The sequence below is a fragment of the Paenibacillus taichungensis genome, assembly GCF_003287275.1.
Lineage (GTDB): Bacteria > Bacillota > Bacilli > Paenibacillales > Paenibacillaceae > Paenibacillus > Paenibacillus taichungensis_A.
This window is the reverse complement of the sequence record NZ_QEVW01000012.1, coordinates 75,711-102,603: the sequence shown is the minus strand read 5'-3', so window position 1 is coordinate 102,603 and position 26,893 is coordinate 75,711. Positions and strand designations below refer to the sequence as shown.

At 44.4% G+C, this 26,893-nt stretch carries 19 protein-coding genes; 13 read left to right on the top strand and 6 right to left on the bottom strand.

The window, feature by feature from the left end:
- Positions 1-51: 51 nt before the first annotated feature.
- Positions 52-1,674, top strand: coding sequence for a helix-turn-helix domain-containing protein (locus DC345_RS18660; protein WP_181586641.1), 1,623 nt, complete (start codon positions 52-54; stop codon positions 1,672-1,674).
- Positions 1,675-1,696: 22 nt separating this feature from the next.
- Positions 1,697-3,439 (top strand): cache domain-containing sensor histidine kinase, encoded by a 1,743-nt coding sequence (locus DC345_RS18655; RefSeq protein WP_113054339.1) that lies wholly within the window; start codon positions 1,697-1,699, stop codon positions 3,437-3,439.
- Between the two features lie 107 nt (positions 3,440-3,546).
- Here the strand turns inward: DC345_RS18655 and DC345_RS18650 are convergent, their stop codons facing one another.
- From DC345_RS18650 to arfA, 4 genes are all read right to left on the bottom strand, one after another.
- The gene (locus DC345_RS18650; protein ID WP_113054338.1) at positions 3,547-4,437 is read right to left on the bottom strand and encodes a carbohydrate ABC transporter permease; all 891 of its coding nucleotides are present in this window, start codon (positions 4,435-4,437) and stop codon (positions 3,547-3,549) included.
- 15 nt (positions 4,438-4,452) lie between these two features.
- On the bottom strand, positions 4,453-5,343 hold the full coding sequence (locus tag DC345_RS18645) for an ABC transporter permease (protein WP_113054337.1): 891 nt from the start codon (positions 5,341-5,343) through the stop codon (positions 4,453-4,455).
- Positions 5,344-5,375: 32 nt separating this feature from the next.
- Positions 5,376-6,980: a type 2 periplasmic-binding domain-containing protein gene (locus DC345_RS18640; RefSeq protein WP_113054336.1), complete on the bottom strand. Its 1,605-nt coding sequence runs from the start codon at positions 6,978-6,980 to the stop codon at positions 5,376-5,378.
- 339 nt (positions 6,981-7,319) lie between these two features.
- A complete protein-coding gene (arfA, locus tag DC345_RS18635) occupies positions 7,320-8,813 on the bottom strand; it encodes an arabinosylfuranosidase ArfA (RefSeq protein ID WP_397333688.1) in 1,494 nt (497 codons plus the stop codon).
- 172 nt (positions 8,814-8,985) lie between these two features.
- Here arfA and DC345_RS18630 point away from each other — a divergent pair, with 172 nt between their 5' ends.
- Positions 8,986-9,912, top strand: coding sequence for an ArsR/SmtB family transcription factor (locus tag DC345_RS18630; RefSeq protein WP_113054335.1), 927 nt, complete (start codon positions 8,986-8,988; stop codon positions 9,910-9,912).
- Positions 9,913-10,034: 122 nt separating this feature from the next.
- Entirely contained in the window at positions 10,035-11,150 is a 1,116-nt protein-coding gene (locus tag DC345_RS18625; protein ID WP_258530714.1) for a phosphotransferase enzyme family protein, read from the top strand.
- A gap of 99 nt (positions 11,151-11,249) precedes the next feature.
- Here the strand turns inward: DC345_RS18625 and DC345_RS18620 are convergent, their stop codons facing one another.
- A complete protein-coding gene (locus tag DC345_RS18620) occupies positions 11,250-12,101 on the bottom strand; it encodes a helix-turn-helix domain-containing protein (protein ID WP_113054546.1) in 852 nt (283 codons plus the stop codon).
- 177 nt (positions 12,102-12,278) lie between these two features.
- Here DC345_RS18620 and DC345_RS18615 point away from each other — a divergent pair, with 177 nt between their 5' ends.
- The 3 genes from DC345_RS18615 to DC345_RS18605 all read left to right on the top strand — a co-directional run bounded on the left by DC345_RS18615 (position 12,279) and on the right by DC345_RS18605 (position 16,612).
- Entirely contained in the window at positions 12,279-13,685 is a 1,407-nt protein-coding gene (locus tag DC345_RS18615) for a family 4 glycosyl hydrolase (RefSeq protein ID WP_113054334.1), read from the top strand.
- 409 nt (positions 13,686-14,094) lie between these two features.
- Positions 14,095-15,375 carry a cytosine permease gene (gene codB / locus DC345_RS18610; RefSeq protein ID WP_113054333.1) on the top strand — a complete coding sequence of 427 codons (1,281 nt, stop codon included), beginning with the start codon at positions 14,095-14,097 and terminating at the stop codon, positions 15,373-15,375.
- The gene (locus DC345_RS18605; protein ID WP_113054332.1) at positions 15,344-16,612 is read left to right on the top strand and encodes a cytosine deaminase; all 1,269 of its coding nucleotides are present in this window, start codon (positions 15,344-15,346) and stop codon (positions 16,610-16,612) included. Before codB ends, DC345_RS18605 begins: the two co-directional genes overlap by 32 nt.
- Positions 16,613-16,779: 167 nt before the next feature.
- Here DC345_RS18605 and pdxR read toward each other — a convergent pair whose 3' ends face one another.
- Positions 16,780-18,240: a MocR-like pyridoxine biosynthesis transcription factor PdxR gene (gene pdxR, locus DC345_RS18600; protein WP_258530712.1), complete on the bottom strand. Its 1,461-nt coding sequence runs from the start codon at positions 18,238-18,240 to the stop codon at positions 16,780-16,782.
- Between the two features lie 161 nt (positions 18,241-18,401).
- Between pdxR and pdxS the strand changes: the two genes are divergently transcribed.
- The 6 genes from pdxS (at position 18,402) to DC345_RS18570 (ending at position 26,874) form a co-directional block, all read left to right on the top strand.
- Entirely contained in the window at positions 18,402-19,286 is an 885-nt protein-coding gene (pdxS, locus tag DC345_RS18595) for a pyridoxal 5'-phosphate synthase lyase subunit PdxS (protein ID WP_218642256.1), read from the top strand.
- Positions 19,287-19,651: 365 nt separating this feature from the next.
- A complete protein-coding gene (locus DC345_RS18590) occupies positions 19,652-20,947 on the top strand; it encodes an MFS transporter (protein ID WP_113054330.1) in 1,296 nt (431 codons plus the stop codon).
- A gap of 181 nt (positions 20,948-21,128) precedes the next feature.
- Positions 21,129-21,869 (top strand): LytR/AlgR family response regulator transcription factor, encoded by a 741-nt coding sequence (locus DC345_RS18585; protein WP_113054329.1) that lies wholly within the window; start codon positions 21,129-21,131, stop codon positions 21,867-21,869.
- 1 nt (position 21,870) lies between these two features.
- Complete coding sequence (locus tag DC345_RS18580) at positions 21,871-23,169, top strand: ATP-binding protein (RefSeq protein WP_113054328.1); 1,299 nt, start codon at positions 21,871-21,873, stop codon at positions 23,167-23,169.
- A gap of 118 nt (positions 23,170-23,287) precedes the next feature.
- Entirely contained in the window at positions 23,288-25,339 is a 2,052-nt protein-coding gene (locus tag DC345_RS18575; RefSeq protein WP_113054327.1) for a serine hydrolase domain-containing protein, read from the top strand.
- A 185-nt stretch (positions 25,340-25,524) separates the two neighbouring features.
- Positions 25,525-26,874 carry an FAD-binding oxidoreductase gene (locus DC345_RS18570; protein WP_113054326.1) on the top strand — a complete coding sequence of 450 codons (1,350 nt, stop codon included), beginning with the start codon at positions 25,525-25,527 and terminating at the stop codon, positions 26,872-26,874.
- Positions 26,875-26,893 lie beyond the last annotated feature (19 nt).

The window sequence follows — 26,893 nt, the reverse complement described above, 5'->3', positions numbered from 1 at the left end:
TAATTGGATTAATGGTAAAATAGTGAAAATGGTTCATGTTGGAGGATGCTCATGTATAAACTGATGATCGTAGAGGATGAACTGCTCATGCGGGTTGGAATTCGTTCCATGCTAAACTGGGAAGAGTACAATTTCTATGTTGCCGGAGAAGCGGGGAACGGGAAGGAAGCGTTGGAACTCGCGCTAGAAGTGACCCCCGATCTAATTATTACCGATATCAAGATGCCGATCATGGATGGGTTAGAGCTCATACAAGAGGCATCTTGTTTGCTGAAAACCTGCAAATATGTCATCCTGAGCAATTTTGACGAATTCCTTTATGTAAAAGAGGCACTGAAGCTTGGGGCTGTAGACTACTTGATTAAAAGTGAGATTACAGAAAGCTCTCTAGTTGATCTTCTTACCACCATTGAAGAGAAATTAAAAAGTGAACGTGACACTAAGACTAACGTACCATTTATGACACATGACTATTTCAAGAGCCTGAGACATCTAAAAGATAGCTTCTTCCAAGATGTTGTAAGCGGATTCATAAATGAAAAGGATATGATATCCAAAGCTGAAGAAATGCATTTCCGTATACGATCAGACAAGTTGGTCGTCATCCAGTTTGTTGTCAACTATTACGAGGACGCGAAGAGGAAATATGTCGAGAAGGGGGAAAAACTACTTCGATTCTCTATTCTGAATATTATGGAAGAGATCATTCCATCCAAATGGGAGAAAGAGATTTTCGTGGAAAGCTCATCTGAATATTGGGTTATTGTCAATGTTCTTCCTGGGAGTGAGTCTGTGCAAGCTGATCTAAACAAATTATGTAATAAGCTTCTGTCTTCAATTAAGGATTTTATGAATCTGTCACTCTCAGCGGGTGTAAGTACAATTGTTTCCGGTTTTCATGGCATAAGAAAGGCATGTCGAGAAGCAGAATTCGCCCTAAAACAAAGTTTCTTTAAAGGCAGTAACCAGATTCTGTATTACGCGGACGTGATTCAAGCTCCAGCTCGGAGAGAAGTGAATGGAGTGCTCAGTCCGGAGCAGGAACGAGATTTCCTCAAATTATGGGTGAGTAAAGACAACATAAAGGCTGAGGAATTTCTTGAAGAAATCCGCTCTGATTTGGAGGTGCAACGAGCAGATGAGAGCAGTATTCGCAAGCAATATATCAGGGTGATGGAAACCATACACTCCCATCTCTCACGGGCTACTGAAAGAGGCAAGCTTTCATTCACCGATAGATCGCCTTACGAAATCGTTTTGAAGGGAGAGTATTGGGAGGATATTCACCAAGTTATGCTGGCTCATATCGCGTATTACTTTAAAACCGATTCCCTGATCATGCAGGAACGTTCTTACACAGACCTCGCAATTGAGTTGATGGACAAGTATTATGCCGAGGATATTTCGTTGCAGAGTATAGCTAACCAGATCAGTGTCAACCCTTCGTATCTCAGTCGATTGTTTAAGCAGGAAAAAGGAGAGAACTTTATCACCTACCTGACACGTGTTCGGATTGAACATGCCAAGGCTTACCTATTGAGCAGGGAACTGAGAGTATATGAAATCGCTGACAAGGTGGGCTACCATAATTACACGTACTTCAGTAAGATTTTCAAAAAATCCGTAGGATTTACTCCTGAGGAATATCGAGAACAACAGCAGGGATTAATATGATCCGTGAATAGAGGTGCAGCATATGAAGCACGCCCAGCCCTTACGAATTAAGTACAAAATCATGGTGATATGTATTACAGTCATCATTCTCCCTGTATTTGTGATGACGATTAGTTCGTATTATTCCTCAGAGCGATTATTGGCACAAAATTACACCAATCTGCTCACCGATCTGGCCAAGCAGACGAATATTCGCATCGACGAGTTCCTAAAGGAAATTGAGAAGATCACGCTGCTTGCCAGTAATGGCCTTAGCAACAATTTATCTGCAACCCATGAAGGAAGCTTTCCGATCCAGGATTTTCTGCGAGAGGGTGATGAACAAAATGAGATTGCCGCGTACAATATTTTGATGAATTATATCATGATGAAAGATCGCGTATTTTCCATCTACCTCTATAATTTGAACGGGGGGCAAGATCTGTTTGTCAGTCCTAACCAGCCTATTGACCCGGACTTCAAAGTGGCGAACGAATTGTGGTTCAAAAAATTCATGCATGATAATGATCGGACCATCACATTGACAACCCGGATCGATGAGCAATTAAAGAATAAAATTCTGGCAGTGTCACACGCTCGCAAAATTCATGATGTGGCTAGCGGAGAACTGCTTGGCGTGATTGTCGTCAGCATTGATATAAAGTTCATCGAAATCGTTAATCGTAACTTGCAGGAAGGGCTACGTTCCAGGTTCATGATCGTCGATGAGAATGACAAAATTGTATATAACGTGAATGACCGCTTAATCGGTACATTGTTCCGGGACAATGTTCGTCCACCCGAATCATTAAATGTTGTGGTGACCAGTCCACTTAGTCAGCAGAAATGGACTACATACTTATACATGCCTTTGGATGAGCTGACTGCGGACGGCAAAATATTAGGGCATAATCTGGTGACACTGTCCATTGTTCTGGTTCTTTTTGCTGCCATTATTTCGATTTTTCTATCTCATGTCATCACCACCCCTATCAAGAAGCTGCTGCGCAATATCTCTTTGGTCGAGAAGGGGCAGTTTGAACAAGTTGAACATATTCGTTCTCGCGATGAGATTGGGCATTTATCGGTTCGATTTAACAAGATGTCACATGAATTGAAGCGTATGGTTGAGCGAATGCAGCAGGAAGAAATAGAGAAAGCAAAGGCCGAGATGCGTGCGCTTCACGACCAGATCAAGCCTCACTTTCTGTATAACACACTGGGTTCAGTGAAATGGATTGCCTCCATGCAGCAGGCCGACAAAATCGTGGAAATGACAGATGCATTAATCTCGATGCTTCGTTATGCAACAAGATCCGATGGAACCCTCGTAACGATTCGTGAAGAAATCGATAATATAGCGAATTATGTGACGATCCAGAATGTCAGGTACTACGACTGTATTCAGATGAATTATGAAATTGAGGAGAGACTGCTCGATTATCATATGCCCAAAATGATCCTGCAGCCCATTGTGGAGAATGCGATCTTTCACGGTTTGGCTGAATTCGAAGAAGACGGGGCTATTAGCATTCGGATTCAACCTCAGGGCAGTGATATTGTAATCGAAGTCTGCGATAATGGCGTTGGTATGGATCAACATACGATTCAGAACTTTATGGAAGATAAGCTCGAAGCAGACAAAGGAACAGGAATCGGCCTGCATAATGTGCAGCGGCGTATTCAACTTCATTTCGGCAAGCCTTATGGAATACAGGTAGCTAGTCAGATTGGAGAAGGCACGACTTTTACCATTCTGTTACCTGCCATCATAGAAATAACGTAGTCAACATGGATTCATGCATACGTTTACCATAGTAGAACGATTCCAACTATGTTACATAGGGTGAACACACCAAAAGAGCTTGCAGGATTAACTGCAAGCTCTTTTAATTACCCTTTGACGCTACCAAGTACCAAACCCTTGGTAAAGTATTTCTGCAAGAACGGATAAACGAGTAAAATCGGAATGGCACCCAAGAACATTTGAGCGGCGCGCCCAGTTCTGGCGTTCATCATTGATAACAATTGAGTGTAGTCTGATCCAGCTTTCAGCATAATTTGCTCAAAGCTTTGCAGCAGGGTCTGTAGGTAGCTTTGTAATGGATAATTGGCTGGATTGTTCATATAGATAATGCCATCGAACCATGAATTCCAATGGCCGACGATACTGAACAAACCGACCGTTGCGAGAGCGGGTTTGAGGAGCGGCAGTAGAATACGAAGCAATACCTGTATAGGCCCGGCACCGTCGATAATTGCCGATTCTTCAATCTCCTCTGGCAAACCTCTAATGAAATTCATAAGAATAATCATACTAAACACGGGTAGAGCTCCGGGCAGAATCAGAGACCAAATCGAATCAATCAATCCCATTTTGACGACCACCAGATAGGTAGGAATTAATCCTCTGCTAAATAACATGGTCACAATGAAGAATCCCATGTAGATGTTACGACCCATCAATTTTTGTTTGGATTTGGATAGCGGGTAGGCTGTGAGTACGATCAGAACCAGATTCACAAACGTTCCGAGAACAGTTCGTTGGATCGCCACCCAGAGAGAGGAGAAAAATGAACCTCCAGTTAATGCAAATTCATAAGCCTTAGTCGTGAATTCAACTGGCCAGAACGTCACGCTTCCCGCAGATACAGCGGAACTGCTACTGAATGAAACAGCCAACAGGTTGATAAATGGTAGGATACATAGAAGGGAGATTAGAAGCAATATCGTGTAATTTAGGATATGGAACAAGCGCCTACTTACACTTTTATCATAGATCATAATGGTAGTTCCTCCTTAAAAGATACGATAGCCTGCTACCCTGTAGGCCAGGAAGTACGATACAGCAACGAGAACACTGGAAATGATGGATTTAAATAATCCGACAGCGGTACCAATCGAATACTGAGCCTGCTGAATTCCCAGACGGTATACATAGGTATCAATAATATCGCCAGTCTGATACACGACAGGGGAATACAGGTTATAGATCTGGTCGAATCCGGCATTGAGGACGTTACCAAGTGACAACACAGTCATTAAGACAATCGTTGGCATGAGAAGGGGTAAAGTAATGTAGAGGGTCTGTTTCCAACGTTTAGCTCCATCAATAACCGCTGCCTCATATAGACCAGGGTCAATACTGGTTAGAGCTGCCAGGTATACAACCGTCCCGAATCCAAAGCCTTTCCAAATATCACTCACGATCATGGTCCAAGGGAATATGGACGGTGTGCCCAGAAAAGAAATAGGTGCAATCCCGAACACGCCTAGAAATGTGTTGATAATGCCATCAGAGCTAAGTATATCCAGCATGATGCCAGCCATAATGACCCAAGAAAGAAAGTTCGGAATGTATACGAGTGTTTGAAATGTACGTTTAATTCCACTGTGCAGTACCTCGTTAAGCAGTAATGCGAAAATAACGGGCACGATAATGCCGCCGATTATCTTGAAGACGGACATATACAGCGTATTCCAGATGGTTCTTACGAAGTTCGGCTGACTAAATACATGGGAAAAATTATCCCATCCGACCCATGGAGAGTTAAAACCGAGACCGGGATTGTATTTTTGAAATGCAATAATAAGTCCGTAAAAAGGGATGTAGCTAAAGATGAAGACCAAGACCAGGCTCGGGATCAACATGAGATGGTAGGGACTCTGCTGTTTCCATTTTCTCAGCATTCATTATTCCTCCGTTCTTGGCAACCGCATTATTATTTTCCGTAGGCGTCATTGACTGCCTGGGTTGCTTCATCGCCACCGGCTGCTCGCCAATTTTGGACGACAACATCGAAATAATCGATATTTTCACTGCCCATGATGATCTTGGTGAAGCCTTCAGTCAGGATATCATCCAGCGTTGTGCCGTAACTCGACAGCACCTCTGGTGAGACACCCCACAATGCCGTCTTTGTGTAGTTCTCGTTATCGAGTACTTTCTTAGCCAGACCATACGCATTCTTTGGAGCACCTTGTTGCAAATAATCACCGACTGCTCCCGGTGTTGCATTTTTCATAAACTCAACACTGTTATTATATTTCTGCCACATTCCCGAAGTTGTGAGTCCACTGGTATCCTCGGATTGAAGGGCTGCTGATACAGCCTCGAACTGCTCGTAATCGGAATTCGGATTAAGTACACGGAACGCCCCGACCACATGTGCAATATCGTTGTCCAGCAGAGCGGACAGTGTTTCTTTGGACTCCTTGCCATTGCCTTCATCAACGATGTAAGCATAGTCATTCAAAATCTTAATCACTTCTTGAGGGCTCTTGAATCCCTTTTTCATGACAATATAATTGTTGTTGGCGAAGAAAATGGATTGTTTCGCTTCCTTTCCATCGATGGTAGGGATGATATACGGATAGAAGATTGCGTCCTTTCCCAGATTGGCTACTGTATCGACACCAGGATTATAACCCCACCACTGGTAATAAGGTTGTACGCCCACCTTGCCTGCTACGATATCCGCGTTCATCGCATTAAAGTCTTTGATTGCAAATTCCGGATCAATAATGCCTTGCTTGTACCATTCGGACCATTCAGTCAGTGCATTTTTCATCTCTTGCTGAACTGAACCATATACTAGTTTCCCGCTGCTATCCTCCATCCACATATCAGGATGCGCATTCCATGCAATGGCGAGCAGGTTGAGGTAATCGAGCGATTGATCTATTGCTATACCATACCCGCCGTGCTTTTCCATAAATTTAAGTGCAATGTTCTTGATGTCTTCTACAGATTTTGGATCCTGGAGACCCAGTTCTTCTTTCCAATCATTTCGGATCCAGATGAAGTCTGGTTGTTCAATTAATCCCCAGTGCATCTGCGGTATCCCGTACAGCTTGCCGTCCTTCTTACCTGATTCATAACTGTCTGCATCTGCTTCCATGTAGCCTTTGAGACGTCCTGAAGCGTGTTGTTCAAAGACGTCAGTAAGGTCCATGACCATATCTGCTTCGACCAACTGCCTTAACTGTGATGGGTTAACCCTAAACACATCGGGAAGATCATTCGATGCTATAGCCAAATTCAATTTGGTATCATATTCATCGCTGACCCAGTCTGTTTTGACATCGATATTAAACTGTTCTTTGTATCGCTTAATCCACACATTGTTTGTGATATCATCGCCCTTTGGATATTTGGCAGAAGTATATTCTGACGTTACGGTGTGTATGGTCGTTATTCCGCCCTCGTTGGCATCCGAATCGGTAGTGGATGTACCTTTCTCGATAGTGCTTCCATTCGTACAGGCAGCGAGTAACAGGGTCGACATGCATAAGGACAACATTAAAGTCTTGGTTTTCTTGTTCATTTCCTTTCCCCCTTGAGTATCCTATTTGAATACGTTTTCTTGAAAATAGTCTAAACGAGAAAGCGAGAACGGGATATAAAGGTTATTGACGAGAATCCGCATATTTTTTACTTTTGGGTTAAAGTGGAGGAATCATAAAATTGGTCTGTGCACTTTTTTTACTTTTCACCAAATCTTTTTTTACTCATGGCTCCAAAATCCTCTTATAGATTTGAATTGTGGGTTAATGAAACACCAAAAGACCCCCAGCTTCGTGAGAAGACTGGAGGTCTTTGTTTAATGTAATGAACATCCATCATGCTTATCAATCATTATTTAGGCAGTCCATATATAGTTAGCTCAAGCCTGCTGTGTTTTAAAACGAATGACGTTCCATGACGCTTTGGTCAGGATCGATTGGACTTTTCCTTGATCCACCTTGGTATATCCGCCAGAATGAGGAACAACATTGTTAGGGTTCGACTTGGTATTAACGGCTTTCAAATCCGGGTTCTCCATTACGATATGCTCCATGAAAGTCGTTTCCCCAAAGGAGCGAAGATCCACATGGAGTTCCATTTGTTCGTCCAGATGCCTATTCACCGCAAAGATGGTGATGATTCCATTTTCATCATCATGTACGCTGATCGCTTCAAGGTAAGGCACGTCCGTAAATTCCTTAGAATCATACTTCGGAGAAGATACGATGGACTGAAGCACGGTGCCACGTCCGAAGTTGGATGCATGCATGAACGGATAATACGTTGTTTGGAACCAGATGGCTCCGTTATTCTCGGTCATGATTGGGGCAATGACATTGATTAACTGTGCAAGGCAGGCCATCTTTACACGATCCGCGTGCTTGAGAAGCGTAATAAGGTAACATCCTACGGCCAAGGCGTCTTCATGTGTGTATACATCTTCGAATTCCGGAGGAGCAATCTGCCAGCGTTCTTCGGCTCGGCTTGTGCCAATCGAGTTCCAGACATTCCATTCATCAAGCGACAGCATCAATTTCTTTTTACTGCGTTTCTTAGCTTGCACATAGTCGCAGATCGAAGCGACGCTGTCAATGAATTGATCCAGATCCAGCGATGTAGCCAGGAAGTCATATGTGTTGTCTTTGTTATTGTTGTAGTACGCATGCAAGGACAGATAATCCACATTTTCATAAGAGAGATCAAGAACAGTCGCTTCCCATTCTGCAAAAGTACTCATGCCTCGGCTGGAACTACCGCATGCCACCAGTTCAATATTGGGATCGACCCATTTCATCGCTTTCGCCGTTTCGTTGGCAATTCGGCCATATTCGCTAGCGGTCATGGCTCCAATCTGCCAAGGTCCATCCATTTCGTTACCAAGACACCACGTTTTAAATTGATGAGGGGCTTTATAACCATGGGAAATACGCAGATCACTCCAATAGGTACCCGAAGGATGGTTGCAGTATTCCACCAGGTTTCTTGCAGCATCAATGCCTCTGGTGCCGAGATTAACTGCCATCATGACCTCGGTTCCAACAAGTTTGGCCCAATCCGCGAATTCGTTGGTGCCGACCGCATTGGTTTCAATGGTCCACCAGGCAAGCTCAAGTCTGCGTTTCCGCTCCGCTACAGGCCCCACACCATCTTCCCAATTGTAACCGGATACAAAATTCCCTCCTGGATAACGAACAATGGGCACATTTAGCGCTTTGATTGCTTCGATGGCATCTTGGCGGAAACCTTGTTCATTAGCAGTAGGATGACCAGGGTCGTAAATGCCACCGTAAACGGCACGTCCCAAATGTTCAACAAAGGAACTGTAAAGACGAGGATCCACCTCTGCTACCTGAAATTCTTTATCAATAAGCATCTTGGATGTAAGCAAAATGAAAACCTCCATAGAATGAATTTTATTGGATTCGCTCTAAAGCGAAATCGGAAATTTGATTTCTTAATCTATGTGTATCATAATGCCTATATGGGAGCAAGTTTATTTTACAGGGTTCGTAAAATAGCGAATTCAAAATAGGAGAGTGAAACAGATGATGCTTGGTACGGATGCATCTTCACTGATCATTTACGAAGCGCTCGCGAGTGAAGCCCGGTTACATATCGTTCGTTTATTGCTGCTGAACAGAGAAATGCACATTAATGCGCTCGCCAAGGAGCTGTATCTGAGTAAAGCCATCGTTAGTACCCATGTGAGCAAGCTACAAAAGGCCGGGATTGTAGGCAGTCGAATGAAACGGGAGAACGGCGGGACGTATAAGTACTGTTTTATTCAGCAAGAATTTATGCTGATCAATCTGTCACCTGAACCGCTCGATGTACCGTACCACGAGGTATCTATTCCGGTAGGGCAATATACGGATTACGAAGCGTGGCCAACATGCGGGCTCGCGACGACAACCCAGATGATTGGACAATACGACACGCCAGCCTGCTTCATGGATCCCAGCCGGGTGAATGCGGGCATACTCTGGTTGGCACGAGGCTTCCTTGAATATAAGGTCCCTAATTATCTGTACAAAGATCAGGAACTCCGTGAAATCGAAATATCGCTGGAGCTTGGCTCGGAGGCTCCACAAGTTAATGAAAACTGGCCGTCGGACATCCGTTTTACACTTAATAACCATCACCTCGGAACCTGGACAAGCCCGGGTGACTTTGGAGACCGTAAGGGCAGACTCACGCCGCAGTGGTGGCATGCCGATGTGAACCAGTACGGCGTATTGAAAGTGCTTCGTATCAACGTTGAAGGAACCTTTATCGATGGCCAGCGCATCTCGGATGTAAGAATACATGAATTGAATCTCAATGCTGCTCCATATTGGACCATTCGATTAACCCCGGAAGAAGTGGTACCCGGCCGGGGTGGACTTACGCTGTTCGGGAAGGGGTTCGGCAACTACGATCAGGACATTTTGATTCGGTACTATTACGAGACAGCAGTGTTACAAGAGGGCTAGAATAATATGGAATTATAGGATAAGATATATACATCTGAACAAAAAGGAGCGAATTTCAAATGACTAACAAGGTGATTGTGCTTTAGGTTCACAGAAGGATATTTGCGGCATAGGGATTCCTTTTGTGGACATTGCAGTGCGGGAAACCGTCCCGACAATGTTTACTGGAGGAGATTATTATTAATTTTAACGAGGCTGTTAACATCAGCAACACGCATGTACTGGCATTGGTATCGGAGTTGTTCGATCTGGAGGGTTACAGCATTCAGCTTATTCCACCTCATGAGGGTGGGCGGAATGTCGTATATACCTGTGAGCAAGAGGGGTGTGAATCGCTAATCCTTCGAGTGTCTTTTTTGCCTGACAGAAAGCGAGAAGATTTCCTGGCAGAACTGGAATATGTCCGTTATTTATTTGAGCACGAAGCAAGGGTATCGAATGTAGTCAACTCGAAAAAGGGCCATCTGTTTGAAGAGATCACTTATAATGAGCATACGTTCTTTATCTGTATGTTTGTGAAGGCCAAGGGAAAGTTGCTGGTAGAAAATAATTATCAGTATCGGAAAGGTGTTCCACTTACCGAATACTATTATAATTGCGGTAAAGTCCTGGGGAAAATGCACCAATTATCGAAAGAGTATAGTCCTGTCCATCGCCGGCATCATTTTTTTGACAATTACAAAGATGAATATATCAATAACTTGATACCTGAATCATTCTCACTGCTTAAGGGGAAGATGGTCGAGCTTCTGGATACCTTAAAAGGTTTGGATACAAACCCGGAAACATTCGGGATGATCCATTTCGATTATAACGATGGGAATTACTCAATCGATTTTGATAATGGTCAAATCACCGTATATGATTTCGATAATTCATGCTTTGGTTGGTATATGTATGACCTGGCAGATCTCTGGACACACGGTGTGGGCTGGATCCAATTCGAACCTGACGCCGGTAAACGGAAATCATTCATGGATGATTATTTTGAAACTGCCCTCGCTGGTTATATTTCCGAAACCAAGATCGAAGATTCGATGTTGGAGAAGCTGCCTTTATTTATTCAAGTCACCCTTTTGGAGAATATTCTAGGTCAATTTGAGGAAATGCAGCATACTGGTGAAGAACCTGAGGATGACGATGAACTGTTGTATCTCATTAAATGTCTGGAAGAGGATATACTGTACAGGGGATTTTTCCATGACATGTATTCTAGTGAAGCACCCTTTACGTTATGAGGAGTGCTGAGGAACATACACCTGAAGCATGAATAACCAGTGACTAAACAAAGAGGCAGCCGGCATATACCGGTTGCCTCTTTGTTTAGTGATGGCGCTCTATTCAAATTTGGAAGGAGGCACGTTGTAAAATTTTTTAAATGCTTTGGAGAAGGTGAAGGGATCGGGATAGCCCAGAAATCCGGCAATTTGCTGGATCGTATACTTTTTCTCGTACAAGTAGTCTCGTGCCCGATTCATCTTGATTTGATTGATGTACTGCCCCGGCGTAATACCTAAAATTTTCTTGAATAAAGAAATAAAATATTTCTCAGAGACTCCTGCAATGGCTGCAAGCTCGCTAACTCGGATGATACGATGCAGATTCGCATCCACATAGGGGAATACGTTCTGCAGAACCTCCAGACTTCCTTCCGTTTTCCTCGGTTTTCGGTCTTTTAGAAATTCACCGTTATACAGACCATGCCCGTGAAGCTCCAAAATTTTTGCAATGACGAGAAGTAAGGAAGCTTTCAAATAGAGTGGACTTCCGGATGCGCCGCTGTCCTGCTTGAACCTTCGATAGGATGAGGTGAACAGCGTTGACTCATCCCGAACCAGGTTGCCCGGTACGATCCCCGGCAGCTGAAACTCGCCCAGAATTCGCTTTTGCTCAGCTATGCTGAAATCAAAGTGCATGTATATGAATCGGCACTGCTCTCCAGTCGTGGAAGCCAGATAGGGCATATCCGGATAAAAAAATACAATGTCACCCGGGTCCGCCATATGTTCGATCCCATCGATGGTGATCTGGACGGAGCCTGCTGTAATGAACCACAGATCATAATCGGAATGAGACTTGTGCTCCATCCAATTGCTGTCGTGATTTTGTTCCAAATAAGAGCTCATGCGCAGTGTGATATACTCCGAAAGTTCATCGATTATACTCATATTTACAGTCCCTGCATGCATTTTGTTCATCTCGTCTCTCTCCACTTTATGACATCCTTCGACTTCTAACTAATATAACCAATGGTTTATCTGTTGTTGATTATCGTACCATATGACATGTTTTGAAAACTATCTCACATTCCGATTCTAGCCCACTCACCTATAATGAAATTATATCGTTACGAGGAGGGGTTATTGATGAATGCTACAAACACACAGCATCCAAAGGTAGTCGTTATAGGGGCAGGCAGTCTGTTTTTCGGTCGTCAGTCCATCTGGCAGATGGTTCACTCCCCATATCTGAATCAGGGAACGCTGGCTTTGGTGGATACGGACGAGGAGCGGCTCTCGAAAATGGTAAAACTTGCAGAGATGGTTGCTCGTGAGAACAACGTATCCTTGAAGATTGAGGGCTCGGTGGACCGAAGACATGTGCTGCCGGGAGCTGACTTCGTTGTGCTTAGCTTTGCAGAGCAATCGGTCAAATATCGGGGAATTGACTGCGAAGTCTCTCTAAAATACGGCATTCGCATGTGTTCCGGCGATACGATTGGCCCGGGTGGGATCTTTAGGGCAATGAGAGAGCTTCCGGTTATTATGGAATGCGCCAGAGACATTGAAGAGCTATGTCCTGATGCCTGGGTCATTAATTATATTAATCCGTCTACCGTTCATGGTATCGCATTACATCGCTATGCGCCGAAGCTGAAATCATTTGCCCTGTGCGATAGTCATCATATGCCGCATAAGAAAGCCTATTACGCTGTAAGAGCGGGAATTATCGAAAAGTCAGACGAGTTCACCCAAGAGATCGACCAGAGATTCGATTTCCGCATCGCTGGCGTCAATCATTTCACTTGGCTGCTTAAAGCTGAATTCGAAGGGAAAAATGTGATGCCCCTAATCGCGGAAGCCATGCGCAAAATGGCAGGTGATGAGAACAACGGCGGTGATCGCGGCGCAAAAGCTATTTTTAACGATGCGATTACCTACGAACTGTATGATATTTTCGGAATCATCCCCACCTGCACGGCGCATACGAAGGAATACGTTCGGTATTGGCAAGGTCTCGGCAAGACTAGAGACGCTATCTCGCCATTGTCCATCTGGGAGACAGAGGACAGGTATCAGCGTCATGACGGAATGTGGCGTCAGGTAGATGACTTTCTTGCGGGGAATATCCCGATTGCCGATTACATGAGTACCTTTGGCCCGGATCATGCGACGGATATCATTGAGAACATGGTAGGAAATTTGGGGAAGAAGTTTTTCATTAATACGCTTAATCAAGACGCGGTAACCAATATGAATGCCGATTCGTTCCTGGAAGTGCTATGCGACGTGAGCATGGATGGAGTGAAACCAATTCATGTAGGCGAGATGCCGCGAGGTGTAAGAGGTATGCAAGAACTTGTATTGGATACGCATGAGCTGACGGTCGAAGCTGTTCTGGAACAGAGCTACGAGAAACTGAGAAGGGCGATGCTCACCGACCCGCTCGTGAGTTCCATTAGTGATGCGGACAAGATCATTCATGAATTGTTGGAACTGGAGCGCGATATGATTCCCGACGTCTGGTACAAGGACAGACTGCAGTATATCTAGAGTATAGATAACGATCAAAGACCACGTTGACCCTTCTGAAGGAAACTACGTGGTCTTTGATTTTATTAATAAGTGCTAGTTTATTTGAAAAGATAAATAAGTATAAAAATAGCTTGTTGTAGAAGGGTTTTATAACCTTTGGATAATAATGACATTGACATCTGCGGCGTTTTCTAAAATAATAAATGTAATTGAATACTGGTACCTTTAATTCAGTCCAGAGAGGCTGGCAAGGGCAGCGGATTTTATAATCACGCGTGAATCAGGGCAGATCCCCTCAGGGATGCTCTGCGTCTTCGCGCGGATTATGATGCAAAAAGAGGCTACTTGTCAGTGTATAACTTGACGAGTAGCCTCTTTTTTCTGCTTTTTTTTGGTATCAGATACACTTTAAGCTGGAGGTATTCTGATGAGCAAACAAGATCAAGAGTTTTCATGGCAAGAGGTGCCAAAAACGCAGAGAAATCATTTTTGGAAGACGTTATCCGTCATGTTGGGTTTCACCTTCTTCTCGGCGAGTATGTTGGCAGGGGGGACGCTTGGAGTCAGTTTGACGTTCATGGAGTTCATTGGCATCGTGCTTGCGGGCAATCTGGTGCTCGGTATCTATACTGGAGCACTAGCGCATATCGCTGCCAAGACAGGCCTTTCCACACATTTACTTGCTAAATATGCGTTTGGTGCGAAAGGATCGTACCTGCCATCATTTCTGCTCGGCTTCACACAGGTCGGATGGTTCGGGGTAGGCGTGGCCATGTTCGCAATTCCGGTTGCCAAAGCGATGGATTGGAACGTGTATCTGTTAATCTTGTTGTTCGGTCTTGCTATGACGGCATCAGCCATCTTCGGTATGAAGTCGCTCGTCATCTTGGGTTATATCGCGGTTCCTGCTATTGCCATTCTCGGCGGTTACTCCATGTTCGAAGGGGCAGGCTCGCTGGGGGGTCTGCAAGGATTGCTCGATTACACGCCGACAGAGACACTCACCGCGGCAGCAGCATTGACCATTTGTATCGGTTCATTTATTAGTGGCGGAACGCTGACGCCCGATTTTGCCCGATTTTCCCGGACGTCCAAGCAGGCGGTTACCGCGACGGTTATTGCCTTCTTCCTTGGGAACTCGCTTATGTTCCTGTTCGGGGCAGTTGGTGCAATGGCATATAACCTGGCTGATATCTCTGAGGTCATGTTCCTGCAAGGCTTGCTCATTCCCGCGATCATCGTTCTTGGACTCAATATCTGGACAACCAACGATAATGCCTTATATGCTTCGGGTCTTGGTTTTGCCAACATCACTAAAATTTCGAAAAAGTTCTTCGTCATCGTAAACGGCATTGTGGGTACAGTATTCGCCATGTGGATGTACAACAATTTCGTCAGCTTTCTGAATGTGCTGGGCGCGGCGGTACCGTCCATTGGTGCCATCATCATCGCGGACTACTTCTTCGTGAAACGCAGAAACTATAAACCGTTTGCCGAGATGAGTTTCAAAACGGTAAACTGGGTAGCAATGGTTGCTTGGGCCATCGGCGTTGCGTTTGCTCAGCTGGCTCCAGGAGTAACACCACTGAATGCGCTGCTCGGTACGGCGGTGGCTTACATCGTGTTGATGTTGATCGTTCCTAACAAAGAATCCAACAAAGAAAAGGGGAAAATAAATGATTATACAGAACGCAAAATTGCGGGGTAAAGAAGGTCTATGGAATATCGTCGTGAAGGACGGGAAGTTCGAACAAATTACGCAGGAGCTTCAAGCCACTGCAAATGAGGAGATACTTGACGTCAACGGTTCACTTGTACTGCCACCATTCATTGAGCCTCACATCCATCTGGATACAACGTTAACCGCTGGCGAGCCGGAATGGAATTTGAGCGGAACGCTATTTGAAGGCATCCAACGTTGGTCGGAACGCAAAGCATTCCTGACACATGAAGATGTTAAAACCCGATCCAAAACAGCACTGAAATGGCAGATGGCGCAGGGGATCCAACATGTTCGGACACATGTGGACGTTACAGATCCAAGCCTGACGGCAGTCAAAGCGATGCTTGAAGTAAAAGAAGAGATGGCACCATACATCGACATCCAGCTTGTGGCTTTCCCACAGGAAGGTATTCATTCCTATCCGAACGGTGCAGAACTGCTGGAAGAGTCACTGAAAATGGGCGTTGACGTTGTCGGTGGCATTCCGCACTTCGAATTCACGAGAGAATACGGCGTTGATTCGATGAAGGTTGCTTTTGACCTTGCCGAAAAATACGATCGTTTGATCGACATCCATTGCGACGAGATCGATGACGAGCAATCCCGCTTTGTGGAAGTCGTTGCCAAGGAAGCCTACGAACGTGGACTGGGCTCTCGCACAACGGCAAGTCACACGACGGCGATGGGGTCTTACAATGACGCATATACGTACAAATTGTTCAGATTGCTGAAGATGGCTGACCTCAATTTCGTCTCCAATCCGTTGGTCAACATTCACCTGCAAGGACGCTTCGACACATATCCAAAAAGAAGAGGTCTGACCCGTGTCAAAGAGCTGCAGGAAGCTGGTCTTAACGTATGTTTCGGTCATGATGACATTTTCGATCCATGGTATCCGCTGGGAACGGGCAACATGCTCCAAGTACTGCACATGGGTATTCATGCTTCGCAGTTGCTGGGTTATGATCAAATCGTAAATTCGGTCGATCTCATTACGAAAAACAGCGCAAGAACGCTGCATATCGAGGACGTATACGGCATAGAAGTAGGAAAACCTGCCAACTTCATCGTTCTTGAAGCAGAGAACGAATACGAGGCTGTTCGCAAACAGGCTGGTGTACTGTACTCGTATAGAGGTGGCCGCAAAATCGCGGAAACAAAACCGCGGGACACGTCAATCATTCTTGAAGGTGGTTCGGAGAAGGTTACTTTCAATAAATAATCAAATGAAAAGTGCGATGCTTCAACCAGAGCCCTTGCATTAACCAATACATCCCCTCAGGGTGGACAGGTCAATAGAGTTCCGTGATTGTGAGCTCTTCCTGTACAACAGAGGGGATTTTTGGTGTTCCTTTTTAAAAGACGAGAGAGACAAGAAAGAGAAAAAGTTCACAATGGAGCTATGACGGCATTTTTTAATTTGGATACGCCTTCCTGTAATTGAACATCTGACAAATGTGCAAAGGATAAATAGATACCATACTTTGTACCCTCAGACGTTGAACTGCTGACTTCTGAGTATATAACCCCTTCTGACCTAGCCGATGCGCGAAAGACTTCATAAGTGGACGCATCTCCTCGCCACCAGCCAAACACGTGCAGACCGGCTTCGTTTTCCACCCAATCAAACCATGTAGAGAGTTGCTCGTTCAAAAGTTTGAGTAACAGATGAAATTTGCGACTGTATAAACGATTCATCCTACGCAGATGACGCTCATATTGGCCGCTTGTCATAAATGCTGCTAATGCCCGCTGCTCGATCAGATTGACAGGTCTGGGCTCGTATAATGCCTGTGCTTTCCTAAAGGTGTCTGCCAAAGTGGGGGGGAGAACAACATAACCAAGCCGTACTTCTAAAGGCAAGGTTTTCGTGAAGCTACCGAGGTAGATTACGCGTCCCGCTTTATCCAATGTTTTCAGCGGTTCAACATGCATTCCACGATATCGGAATTCACTATCATAATCATCCTCGACAATCATAGCATCACGACGATGTGCCCAGTCCAGCAATGTTTGTCTGCGTTCAAGGCTAAGCATTTCCCCCGTAGGAAATTGTCTTGATGGCGTGACAAACAGCATACGTGCGTCCCAGTTTTGCGGAACAACGCCCTGACCATCGAGGTTGGCTTCAATCACCTTAGCACCCGCAGCCAACACGGCTTGAGAAATCCCAACATAACAAGGGCTTTCCGTCACTACATGATCTCCAGGATCTGCAAGTATTTGAGTGAGCAGAGCTATAGCTTGCATAGAGCCTGCAGTCACTGCAATATGATCTGCATCGACTTGAATGCCCCGCATCCGCCGAAGGTAGGCAGCAATGGCTTCTCGCAATTTCGGCTCTCCAGTTGAACTTACAAGAACAGAGGTTGTTTCGATGTGATGCTCTCGATTTCGTATCTCAGCATACAATCGATTATTCCATTCATCGTATGGGAATTTGGAGAAATCAGGCTGGTATTTGCTAAAATCAATAACTTCGTCGCTTTCTATTCTGGAAATGCTTGTTTGTGCATTGGTTTGTGAATTCCTATGATTTGTGTGCTGTTCAAACTGCTGAATACGATTGCCCCAGGCAGATAAGTGATGTGTGCAAGCCTTCACGTTGGATTCATCATTGCTTAAATCCAACTGATAAGCAACAAAGGTTCCTTTTCCATGCTCTGAATGAATGTAACCTTGAGCAGTCAACGTATCGTATACCTGATTCACTGTGCCTCGGGAAATGTGATACGTCGCAGCTAATTCTCTCGTAGAGGGTAACTTCTCGCCATGCACCAGATTGCCTTCATGAATAGCATCACGAATCGCATGATAGAGAGACTTCATCTTGGTATATTTTCGGTTCAAATATGAACTGTAAGCTACATGAAATTGCATATGCCCTCCAGAGGTTAATTTAGAAGTGGTACAATAAAAACCGAAATTATTGGATCTTTTTAGTTGTCCATTCTCATTCTATACTAAATCATAGGTTGAAGTGAAACAATACATTAATTAGGAGGAATACAATCATGCAAACAGGTACAGATCGTGTAAAAAGAGGAATGGCTGAGATGCAAAAGGGCGGCGTCATCATGGACGTCATGAATGCAGAGCAAGCTAAAATCGCTGAAGCAGCAGGGGCAACAGCTGTTATGGCTCTTGAACGGGTACCCTCCGATATTCGCGCAGCTGGCGGTGTAGCTCGTATGGCAGATCCAACCATCGTGGAAGAGGTTATGAAGGTTGTATCTATTCCGGTTATGGCCAAGGCTCGTATCGGTCATTACATAGAAGCCAAAGTACTTGAATCTCTAGGTGTGGACTATCTCGATGAAAGTGAAGTTCTTACGCCTGCAGACGAAGTGTTCCATATCGATAAACATGAGTTCACCGTACCATTTGTATGTGGAGCCAAGGATTTGGGAGAAGCTCTTCGCCGTATTGGCGAGGGTGCATCGATGATTCGTACAAAAGGTGAGCCTGGAACAGGTAACATTGTTGAGGCAGTTCGTCATATGCGTCTGATTAACAGCCAGATCCGCAAAGTAAAAAACATGTCCAAGGATGAGTTATACGCTGAAGCAAAAAATCTGGGCGTAGCTTATGAATTACTGCGCGATGTTCATGAAAATGGAAAACTTCCTGTCGTTAACTTTGCAGCAGGCGGTGTAGCCACTCCGGCAGACGCAGCACTAATGATGCACCTAGGAGCAGACGGTGTGTTTGTAGGATCAGGTATCTTCAAATCAGATAGCCCTGAGAAATTCGCTCGTGCAATCGTTGAAGCTACTACACATTACACGGATTACAAGCTAATTGCCGAAGTATCCAAAAACTTGGGCGCCCCTATGAAAGGCATTGAAATTTCTAAATTGGCTCCAGAAGAGCGCATGTCCAACCGCGGTTGGTAAGGCGTAAATAGAACAGTAGTTTTAAAATAGTGTTATGATTCTACACAGCCTGTATATGAGCATTGAGCTTGAATGGAGTAGGAGTAGATATCAAGAAAAGCCGATCAATGGATAAAATTGATCGGCTTTTTTATTGTTTTTGAGAGAGTTGTTGTGAATAACATGGCTTTATCTAATGTCGGCTACAAAGGGGGCTCCTTCTCCAAGTCAATATCCCATCGTTCTGGGATTGTAGGCTGATTGTACTCTTATATAATGAAATTAGCCGAACCAAGAATAAAGTCTGATGTCAACATAGAAGGAGTGTAGCACAAGGAACAATAGTTATTATTCATTCAATTCGTTAAATAAAGAGGTGTACGTGTATGTCGTTTGAAACGATCCAGAATCAAGATAAGAATGGACGCCTTAACGCAGAAATTCAAGGATACGTAGAGTCACATGAGAAGCAGCGTCAGCTGCAAAAAAGAACATTGAGCATTGTCATCGCATCTCAAATATTTGGTGGCGCAGGGCTCGCCGCTGGCATCACAGTGGGAGCATTGCTCGCTCAGGATATGCTAGGAACGGACCGTTATGCGGGAATCCCAACAGCACTATTTACGTTGGGTTCTGCCGCAGCGGCGCTGCTTGTGGGTCGCCTTTCTCAGCGAAAGGGCCGTAGAATTGGATTGGCCACCGGATTTCTGGCAGGGGGCCTTGGCGCGGTTGGTGTCGTGCTTGCGGCTATATTCAACAATTTACCGCTACTCTTTCTTTCATTGTTAGTCTATGGGGGAGGTACGGCGACAAATATGCAAGCTCGATATGCGGGTACCGATTTGGCACTGCCCACAGAAAGAGCGAAAGCAATAAGCATGGCCATGGTGTTCACTACATTTGGTGCAGTTGCCGGTCCCAATCTAGTAAATGTAATGGGGAGATTTTCCGTATCCATAGGTGCTCCAGCATTGTCGGGACCGTTTATGCTCGCGGCAGTAGCTTACATTGTTGCCGGAGTGGTACTGCTCCTATTTCTGCGTCCCGATCCTTTCATGGTGGCCCAAGCCATTGCGGAAAAAGAGAGACATGATCGAACAGAACAACCGAATAATAGGATAACGAGCGTCCATAAGCGTGGCATCGTTATCGGCGCAACGGTCATGATTCTTACCCAGAGTGTCATGGTTGCCATTATGACCATGACTCCTGTTCATATGACGCATCATGGACATGGAATAAGCGATGTAGGCATTGTTATCGGTATCCATGTTGCGGCCATGTATCTGCCCTCTTTGATTACCGGTGTTCTCGTCGATAAGTTTGGGCGTACGTTGATGTCTTATGCTTCTGGCGTGACATTGCTACTTGCAGGTTTGCTGGCCGCATTTGCACCTGCTGATTCCATGGTACTCCTTATCCTGGCTTTAGCCCTCCTTGGGCTCGGATGGAATTTTGGTTTGATCAGTGGAACTGCGACCGTCGTCGATGCTACCCCTCCTCAGGTTCGTGCGAAGACTCAAGGGATGGTGGATGTGCTGATCGCTTTGGCAGGGGCTTCTGGAGGCGCTATGTCTGGCATGGTTGTGGAACAAACAAGCTTTTCAACACTCTCCCTAATCGGCGGTTTCCTGTCCTTGCTTCTAATCCCCGTAGTTGTTTGGGTACGTCCCAAATCATAATACTGGAGGATTCATAACTATTTAAAAATTAAACCGTTAATCTGAAAAGGTTAACGGTTTTTGTGCATTTTAGAGTCTGTATCATGCGTTTCATCCGAATTTCATCCTTAAACCTGTGATAAAATAGTATATTTGAGAGTGAAATTCAGCATCGATGTCGATGAAAGGCGGATGTTCAAACATGTTCAATGTTGCAATCTGTGATGACGAGGAGAAACAAAGAGAACTTGTAAAAACGATGCTTATCTCCTTGTCTCTAAAAACGAATATTGATTTCCAAATTACATTATTTGCATCCGGTGAGCAGCTCGTCTCACATTATAATAACGTTGGAGACGCGTTTCATATCCTCATCATGGATGTGGAGATGAGCGGAATGAACGGAATCCAGACAGCCAAAGAAATCAGGAATATGAAGTATCTGGATGTGCAAATCATGTTTCTGACAAGCTATCCGAAGTATATGGTGGAGAGCTTTGATGTGGTAACTTTTCAATATCTGATCAAACCAATCCTGCCGGATATCTTCGAGGAGAAGATGATTAAGCTGTGCCAATATTTTAAAGCGCTGGACAAAAAGTATGTACTGATTAAGTCAGATTATGAAGAGCTGCTATTGAAATACGATGATATTCTCTGGATTGAGGTTATGAAGAGTTTGACGATCAAGAACAAATTAAAATTTGTGACTCAGGAAAACTCGCATGAGAGCAAAGGCATCCTATCCGGTTATGCTGCCGCTTTGAAAGACCATGGTTTCTTGCAAATTCATCGCTCAATTATCATCAACCTGATGCATGTCCAGAAGTTTGTGGGTACCCAAGTCGTCATGTTAAATGGTACGGAATTACCTATAGGGCGCTCCAAAGTCAAGGAAGTCAAGGATGCCTATACCAAATATATGATCATGAGGATTCAGTGATATGGATATGTATGTACTCTTGTCCGTCTTCGTCGTTCCTTTACTTATGGCATTCCAGGTGAATTTTTACTTCAATTCCGTGCTGGGCAAGTCCAGACGAAAGCCATACAGAGCGATCTATTTCATTGTATTTGTTGTACTGGGGTATTTCTATTTGGTATCTTCATTTTCACCTGTCGTTTCGTCCGCTTTTGCATTGTTATTCATCTTCAGCCTGGCACAATCCTATGAGGTGGAATTCATCAAAAAAATTGCATTTACCATCCTCTATGCAGTACTGCTCACAACGGTAAATTACATTGCCGTATATATTATGAGTGCGATTGATTCCACGGATTACAGCATATGGGATCATTTCAACGTGGATTATCACTGGGTGTTCTCCAAAGTGATGCTGCTTGGTTGCGGTATCATGTTCATTGTGATCCAGATTGTGCGTTTGATTGCCAAACGGAGAAGTTTCGCTATGCATTATCGTTATTATTTCTTGTTTCTGATTGTACCTACCATTACGATCTATCAGATCAATGTGGCCTCAACTTATAGTGAAAAAAACATATATTATGTCGTTTCCGTGTTAGGCTCCCTTTTTCTTAATGTATTCATTGTTTATCTATTCGATAATATGGTAGAAAAGGTTCAGCTCGCACATGAAAATGTTCAACTACAGCGTCAGATGGACTATCAGGACGCCAACTATGAGAAGACAGTGCACAGTTTCAAAAACGTGAAAAGCATCATCCATGATACCAATCAGCAGTTCCTGTACATTGAAGAGTGCATCAAGCAAAACAAGCTTGATGCCGCAGGTGAGCATATTAAACTCACATTAAATAAGATTGAAGGGGCGTACCAGCGGGTGAACTCCGGCAACCTTGTTATTGATGCTCTTGTTACGAATACCATCGCCGTGGGGCAGGCAAATGGGATCAAAGTCGACACCCGTATTCAACTCCATTCACAACATCTTCTTATCGATCGTTATGATCTGTGTGTTGTGCTCGGCAATATGTTGGATAACGCCATCGAAGCTTCCAAGAAAGTTAAACATGCCGAAGACAGGTATATCCTGATTGCAATTCACTCCACGGCGTCTACACTTGTAATCCAGATTCTAAATCATGTGGAGCAAAAATTGGCTCACTTCAAGAGTGAGAAGCCCAATCCCGAGTTTCATGGGATCGGCTTAACGAATATATCGAGAATGTGCGACAAGTATGGCGGACATATGAGTATCGAGAATCATCATCGGACATTTAATAACATGGTTGTGCTTCCTTTTGACATGGACAGTCTCTGAACATACCGTTCGGGGATTGTTTTTTTCCATTCAGGGCTCGTTATCGTTATATATGCTTATTCCCCGATATGATGAATGCAATCATATGAGCAGTATCATAAGGGAGGAAGATATTATTATGAAGAAACTAATCAGTATGTTATGTACGGCTGTACTTGTAGTCATTCCGCTGACAGATGTCAGGGCAGAGACGAACAAGATGGGGGCGATTGAGGATCAGGCTGGGCGACTCGCCACAGAGATGGTGCAGAACTATGGTGTCACAGGTTTACAATATGCGATCATGGATGAAGGGAAGATCATTTTATCCGACAGTGTTGGATTCCAGGACAAAGCATCCAAGACACCTGTCGATAAGGATACGATGTTTGGAATAGGCTCTGTTAGCAAAATGGTTGTCACGGCTGCCACCATGATGCTGGTGGATTCCGGAAAAGTGGATCTGGATCAGCCCCTCACATCCTATATTAAAGATTTTGAAATGGCAGATGCCCGGTATACCCAAATAACCCCGCGAATGCTCATGAACCATTCTTCCGGGCTCTATGGTACCCATTATGGCAACAGTATGTTATTTGACGATACGGATACCCGCAATCATGATGAATTACTACTCAAACTTAAGTCAGAGAAATTAAAATCAAACCCGGGAGCCTATTCCGTCTATTGCAATGATGGCTTTCAGTTGCTTGAGATATTGGTTGAACGGGTGAGTGGATTGAGCTATAGCGAATTTATTGCCAAGTTCATAAGTGATCCGTTACAGCTGCAAGCAACCAAGACACCACTTGATTCTTTTGATAAAAACCAATTATCCGAAACATATTGGCCTTCGTTTGAAACAAAACTGCCTGTTGAAAATGCCAATATCATCGGTGCGGGTGGAGTCTACTCGACTGCAGAAGAATTAAGCAAGTTCGCTGAAATGTTGATAGGAAACAAACCGGATATTCTGTCCAAATCAGCAGCAGAATCCATGCAAAAACATGAATATCGTCAAGGAATATGGGTGTCCGAAGAGAGAAATACCTTCAACTATGGACTAGGATGGGATGCTGTAGCACTTGCACCGTTCAGCGATTATGGCATTACTGCACTTTCCAAAGGTGGAGACACCATGATGTATCATGCATCGCTAATCACTATACCTGAACATGATATATCGATGGCCGTCCTTTCTTCGGGTGGGTCTTCTATCTATAATCAGATGTTTGCTACTAAAGTTCTGCTGGAGGTTCTTGAGGATCAAGGCATCATTGATGAGATAGAGCCTGAACAGACATTCTCACCACCAGTCAAAATGAAGATGCCTGCTGAGTTGACGGCGTATTCCGGTCTCTATGGAACGGTAGGTTCAACTCTTGATATAGAGGTTAAGAATGGAGAGATCGCACTTCCGGCTATGCAGGGAGGACTTATCCCGGAGCAGAATTACGTGTACACAGGTGAAGGGAAATTTACGAGTAGCGATGGAAGTGTGAAGGTCAACTTCGAGAAGGAAAGCAACAACAAGGTATATTTTAAAGTTCAGGCGAATATCACGTTGCCCGGATTAGGGCAAACGGCGATGACCACATATGATTTTCAAAAATTGGAAAATAATTCATTGGACACTGCGTCGAAAGAGAAATGGAAGGCTAGAAACGGCTCGAAATATTACGCGCTGGACGAAAAGATAACGTCGATCTTCTATCTGGTTCCATCCATGCTGATCAAAAACCTGTCCGTAGATGTGGAGAACGGGTATGCGAACGGTACCCGAGTTGTGGATCCAGACAATGCAGAGAATGTCGCCCAGATTCCTGTTATGAACGGAAGAGATGCCTTTGATCTGCATTTCCGCACTAAGAATGAAGCGGAGTACTTAATTCAGGATGGACAGGAGTATATTGCAGAGGAGGCCATTAAACCAATCTTTGGTGGCAAAATAGGCATCACGACCATCCCGTCAAACGGTCAAGCTCGGTGGTATGCCATCGATTCCCGCTCGGCGAACAAAACGTTAACGGTTGATTCTCCAAAGAGCGGAGGTTATGCGGTATATAACGCTAAAGGTGAAGTGGTTCAATTTTCGAAAGCAACGCATCTACAATCAACGCTGCTTCCCAAAGGTGGTTTTATCGTCTTTGGTGGTGAAGCAGGAGATGTCTTCAAGATTCAACTAAAATGATTGCATAAGGGAAAATGATTTCATTCGAAAATATCGGGTTCTGAGCGTAGGTTGCTCGGGATCCGATATTTTTCTTTTGTTATACGCCCAAACACAACTTGATTCTCCTTCATAGGTTATATGGAATCAGCCTAATTTGTTAATGAAAATTATATGTTTTCATAACTAAGGAGTTGGATAGATACGTGATTTCAAAAGTTAAGCTTACAGGGCGAGTGGTGTTTAAAGGCGATCCTGGATATGAAGTGGCTAGGAAGAACTGGGATCCGCATACGGACAGATTCCCTAAAGTTTTTGTGTTTGCTCAAAAAACACAGGATGTAGCCAATGCTATAAGATGGGCGCGTCAAAATAAGGTTCCTATTCGTCCGAGAAGTGGGAGGCACGCTTTAGAGTCCAACCTATCTCAAGTCAATGGTGGTATTGTCATCGACGTTAGCGAAATGAAGAGAATCAAGTTAAACAAAAAAAGCGGAACGGCCGTTGTTGAGACAGGTAATCGAGTAGGAAGAATCGTGGATACGTTGGCTCGACAAGGTTTTATGGCCCCATTTGGTGACAGTCCAACGGTAGGGATTGGTGGGATAACACCTGGCGGCGGAATTGGTCCACTGCAAAGGACAACGGGTCTCATCAGTGATAATCTAATTGAACTCGAAATGGTTGACGCTAAAGGGCGAATTATTCGGGCAAACAAAAAGCAAAATTCCGATCTTCTGTGGGCTACACGTGGCGGCGGAGGCGGTAACTTCGGTGTGTACACTAAATATAAATTCAAAGTGCGGCGCGCTCCAGCCAAAGCTACTGTATTTAGTATCACATGGCCATGGGAACAGTTCGAAAAAGTCGTGAAGAAATGGCAAGTATGGGCACCTAATGCCAGTAACAAGCTGGGAAGTGAACTAAGTGTTGGTCCCAAAAAAGGCGGAAATGTTAGCATGTTAGGAGTATACCTCGGTTCGAAGACTGAAGCCCTCCGTCAGTTGGAACCCATTCTTAGCGTAGGAACGCCTACCAAAAAAAGTATTCTGTACCTGCCATACAGGGCAGCCACGAAGTTTTTGCTAGCCCCAGATCCCGTGCTCACCCAAAGGTACAGCAACCAGTTTTCCAGTGGCTTTGGCAGACAGCCATTCCCGGATAAAGCCTTCAAAGTCATGCGTGAGTTTCTGGAAAATGCTGAGGAAGGTACACCAGCCGGTTTCTATTTCCTTAACTGGGGCGGTGCTGTAAGTCGAGTTGCTCCTCAAGCCACTGCGTTTTACTGGCGAAAAGCTGAATTTTATGTGGAATGGAACAGCTCATGGGTGAAGCCATCCCGTGCAGCTAAAAATATTGCTTTAGCTCGGAACACGAGAAAGAAATTACAACCTTATATTGTAGGGTCCTACATTAACGTACCAGACCAAGGTATTAAAAATCCAGGGCCGACCTATTATGGCAAGAACTACGCCAGATTGAGAAAAGTAAAAGCAAAATACGATCCGAAAAATGTATTTAATAACCCGCAAAGTATTCCACCGGCTAAATTATAATAGGGTACGATTTCAAACC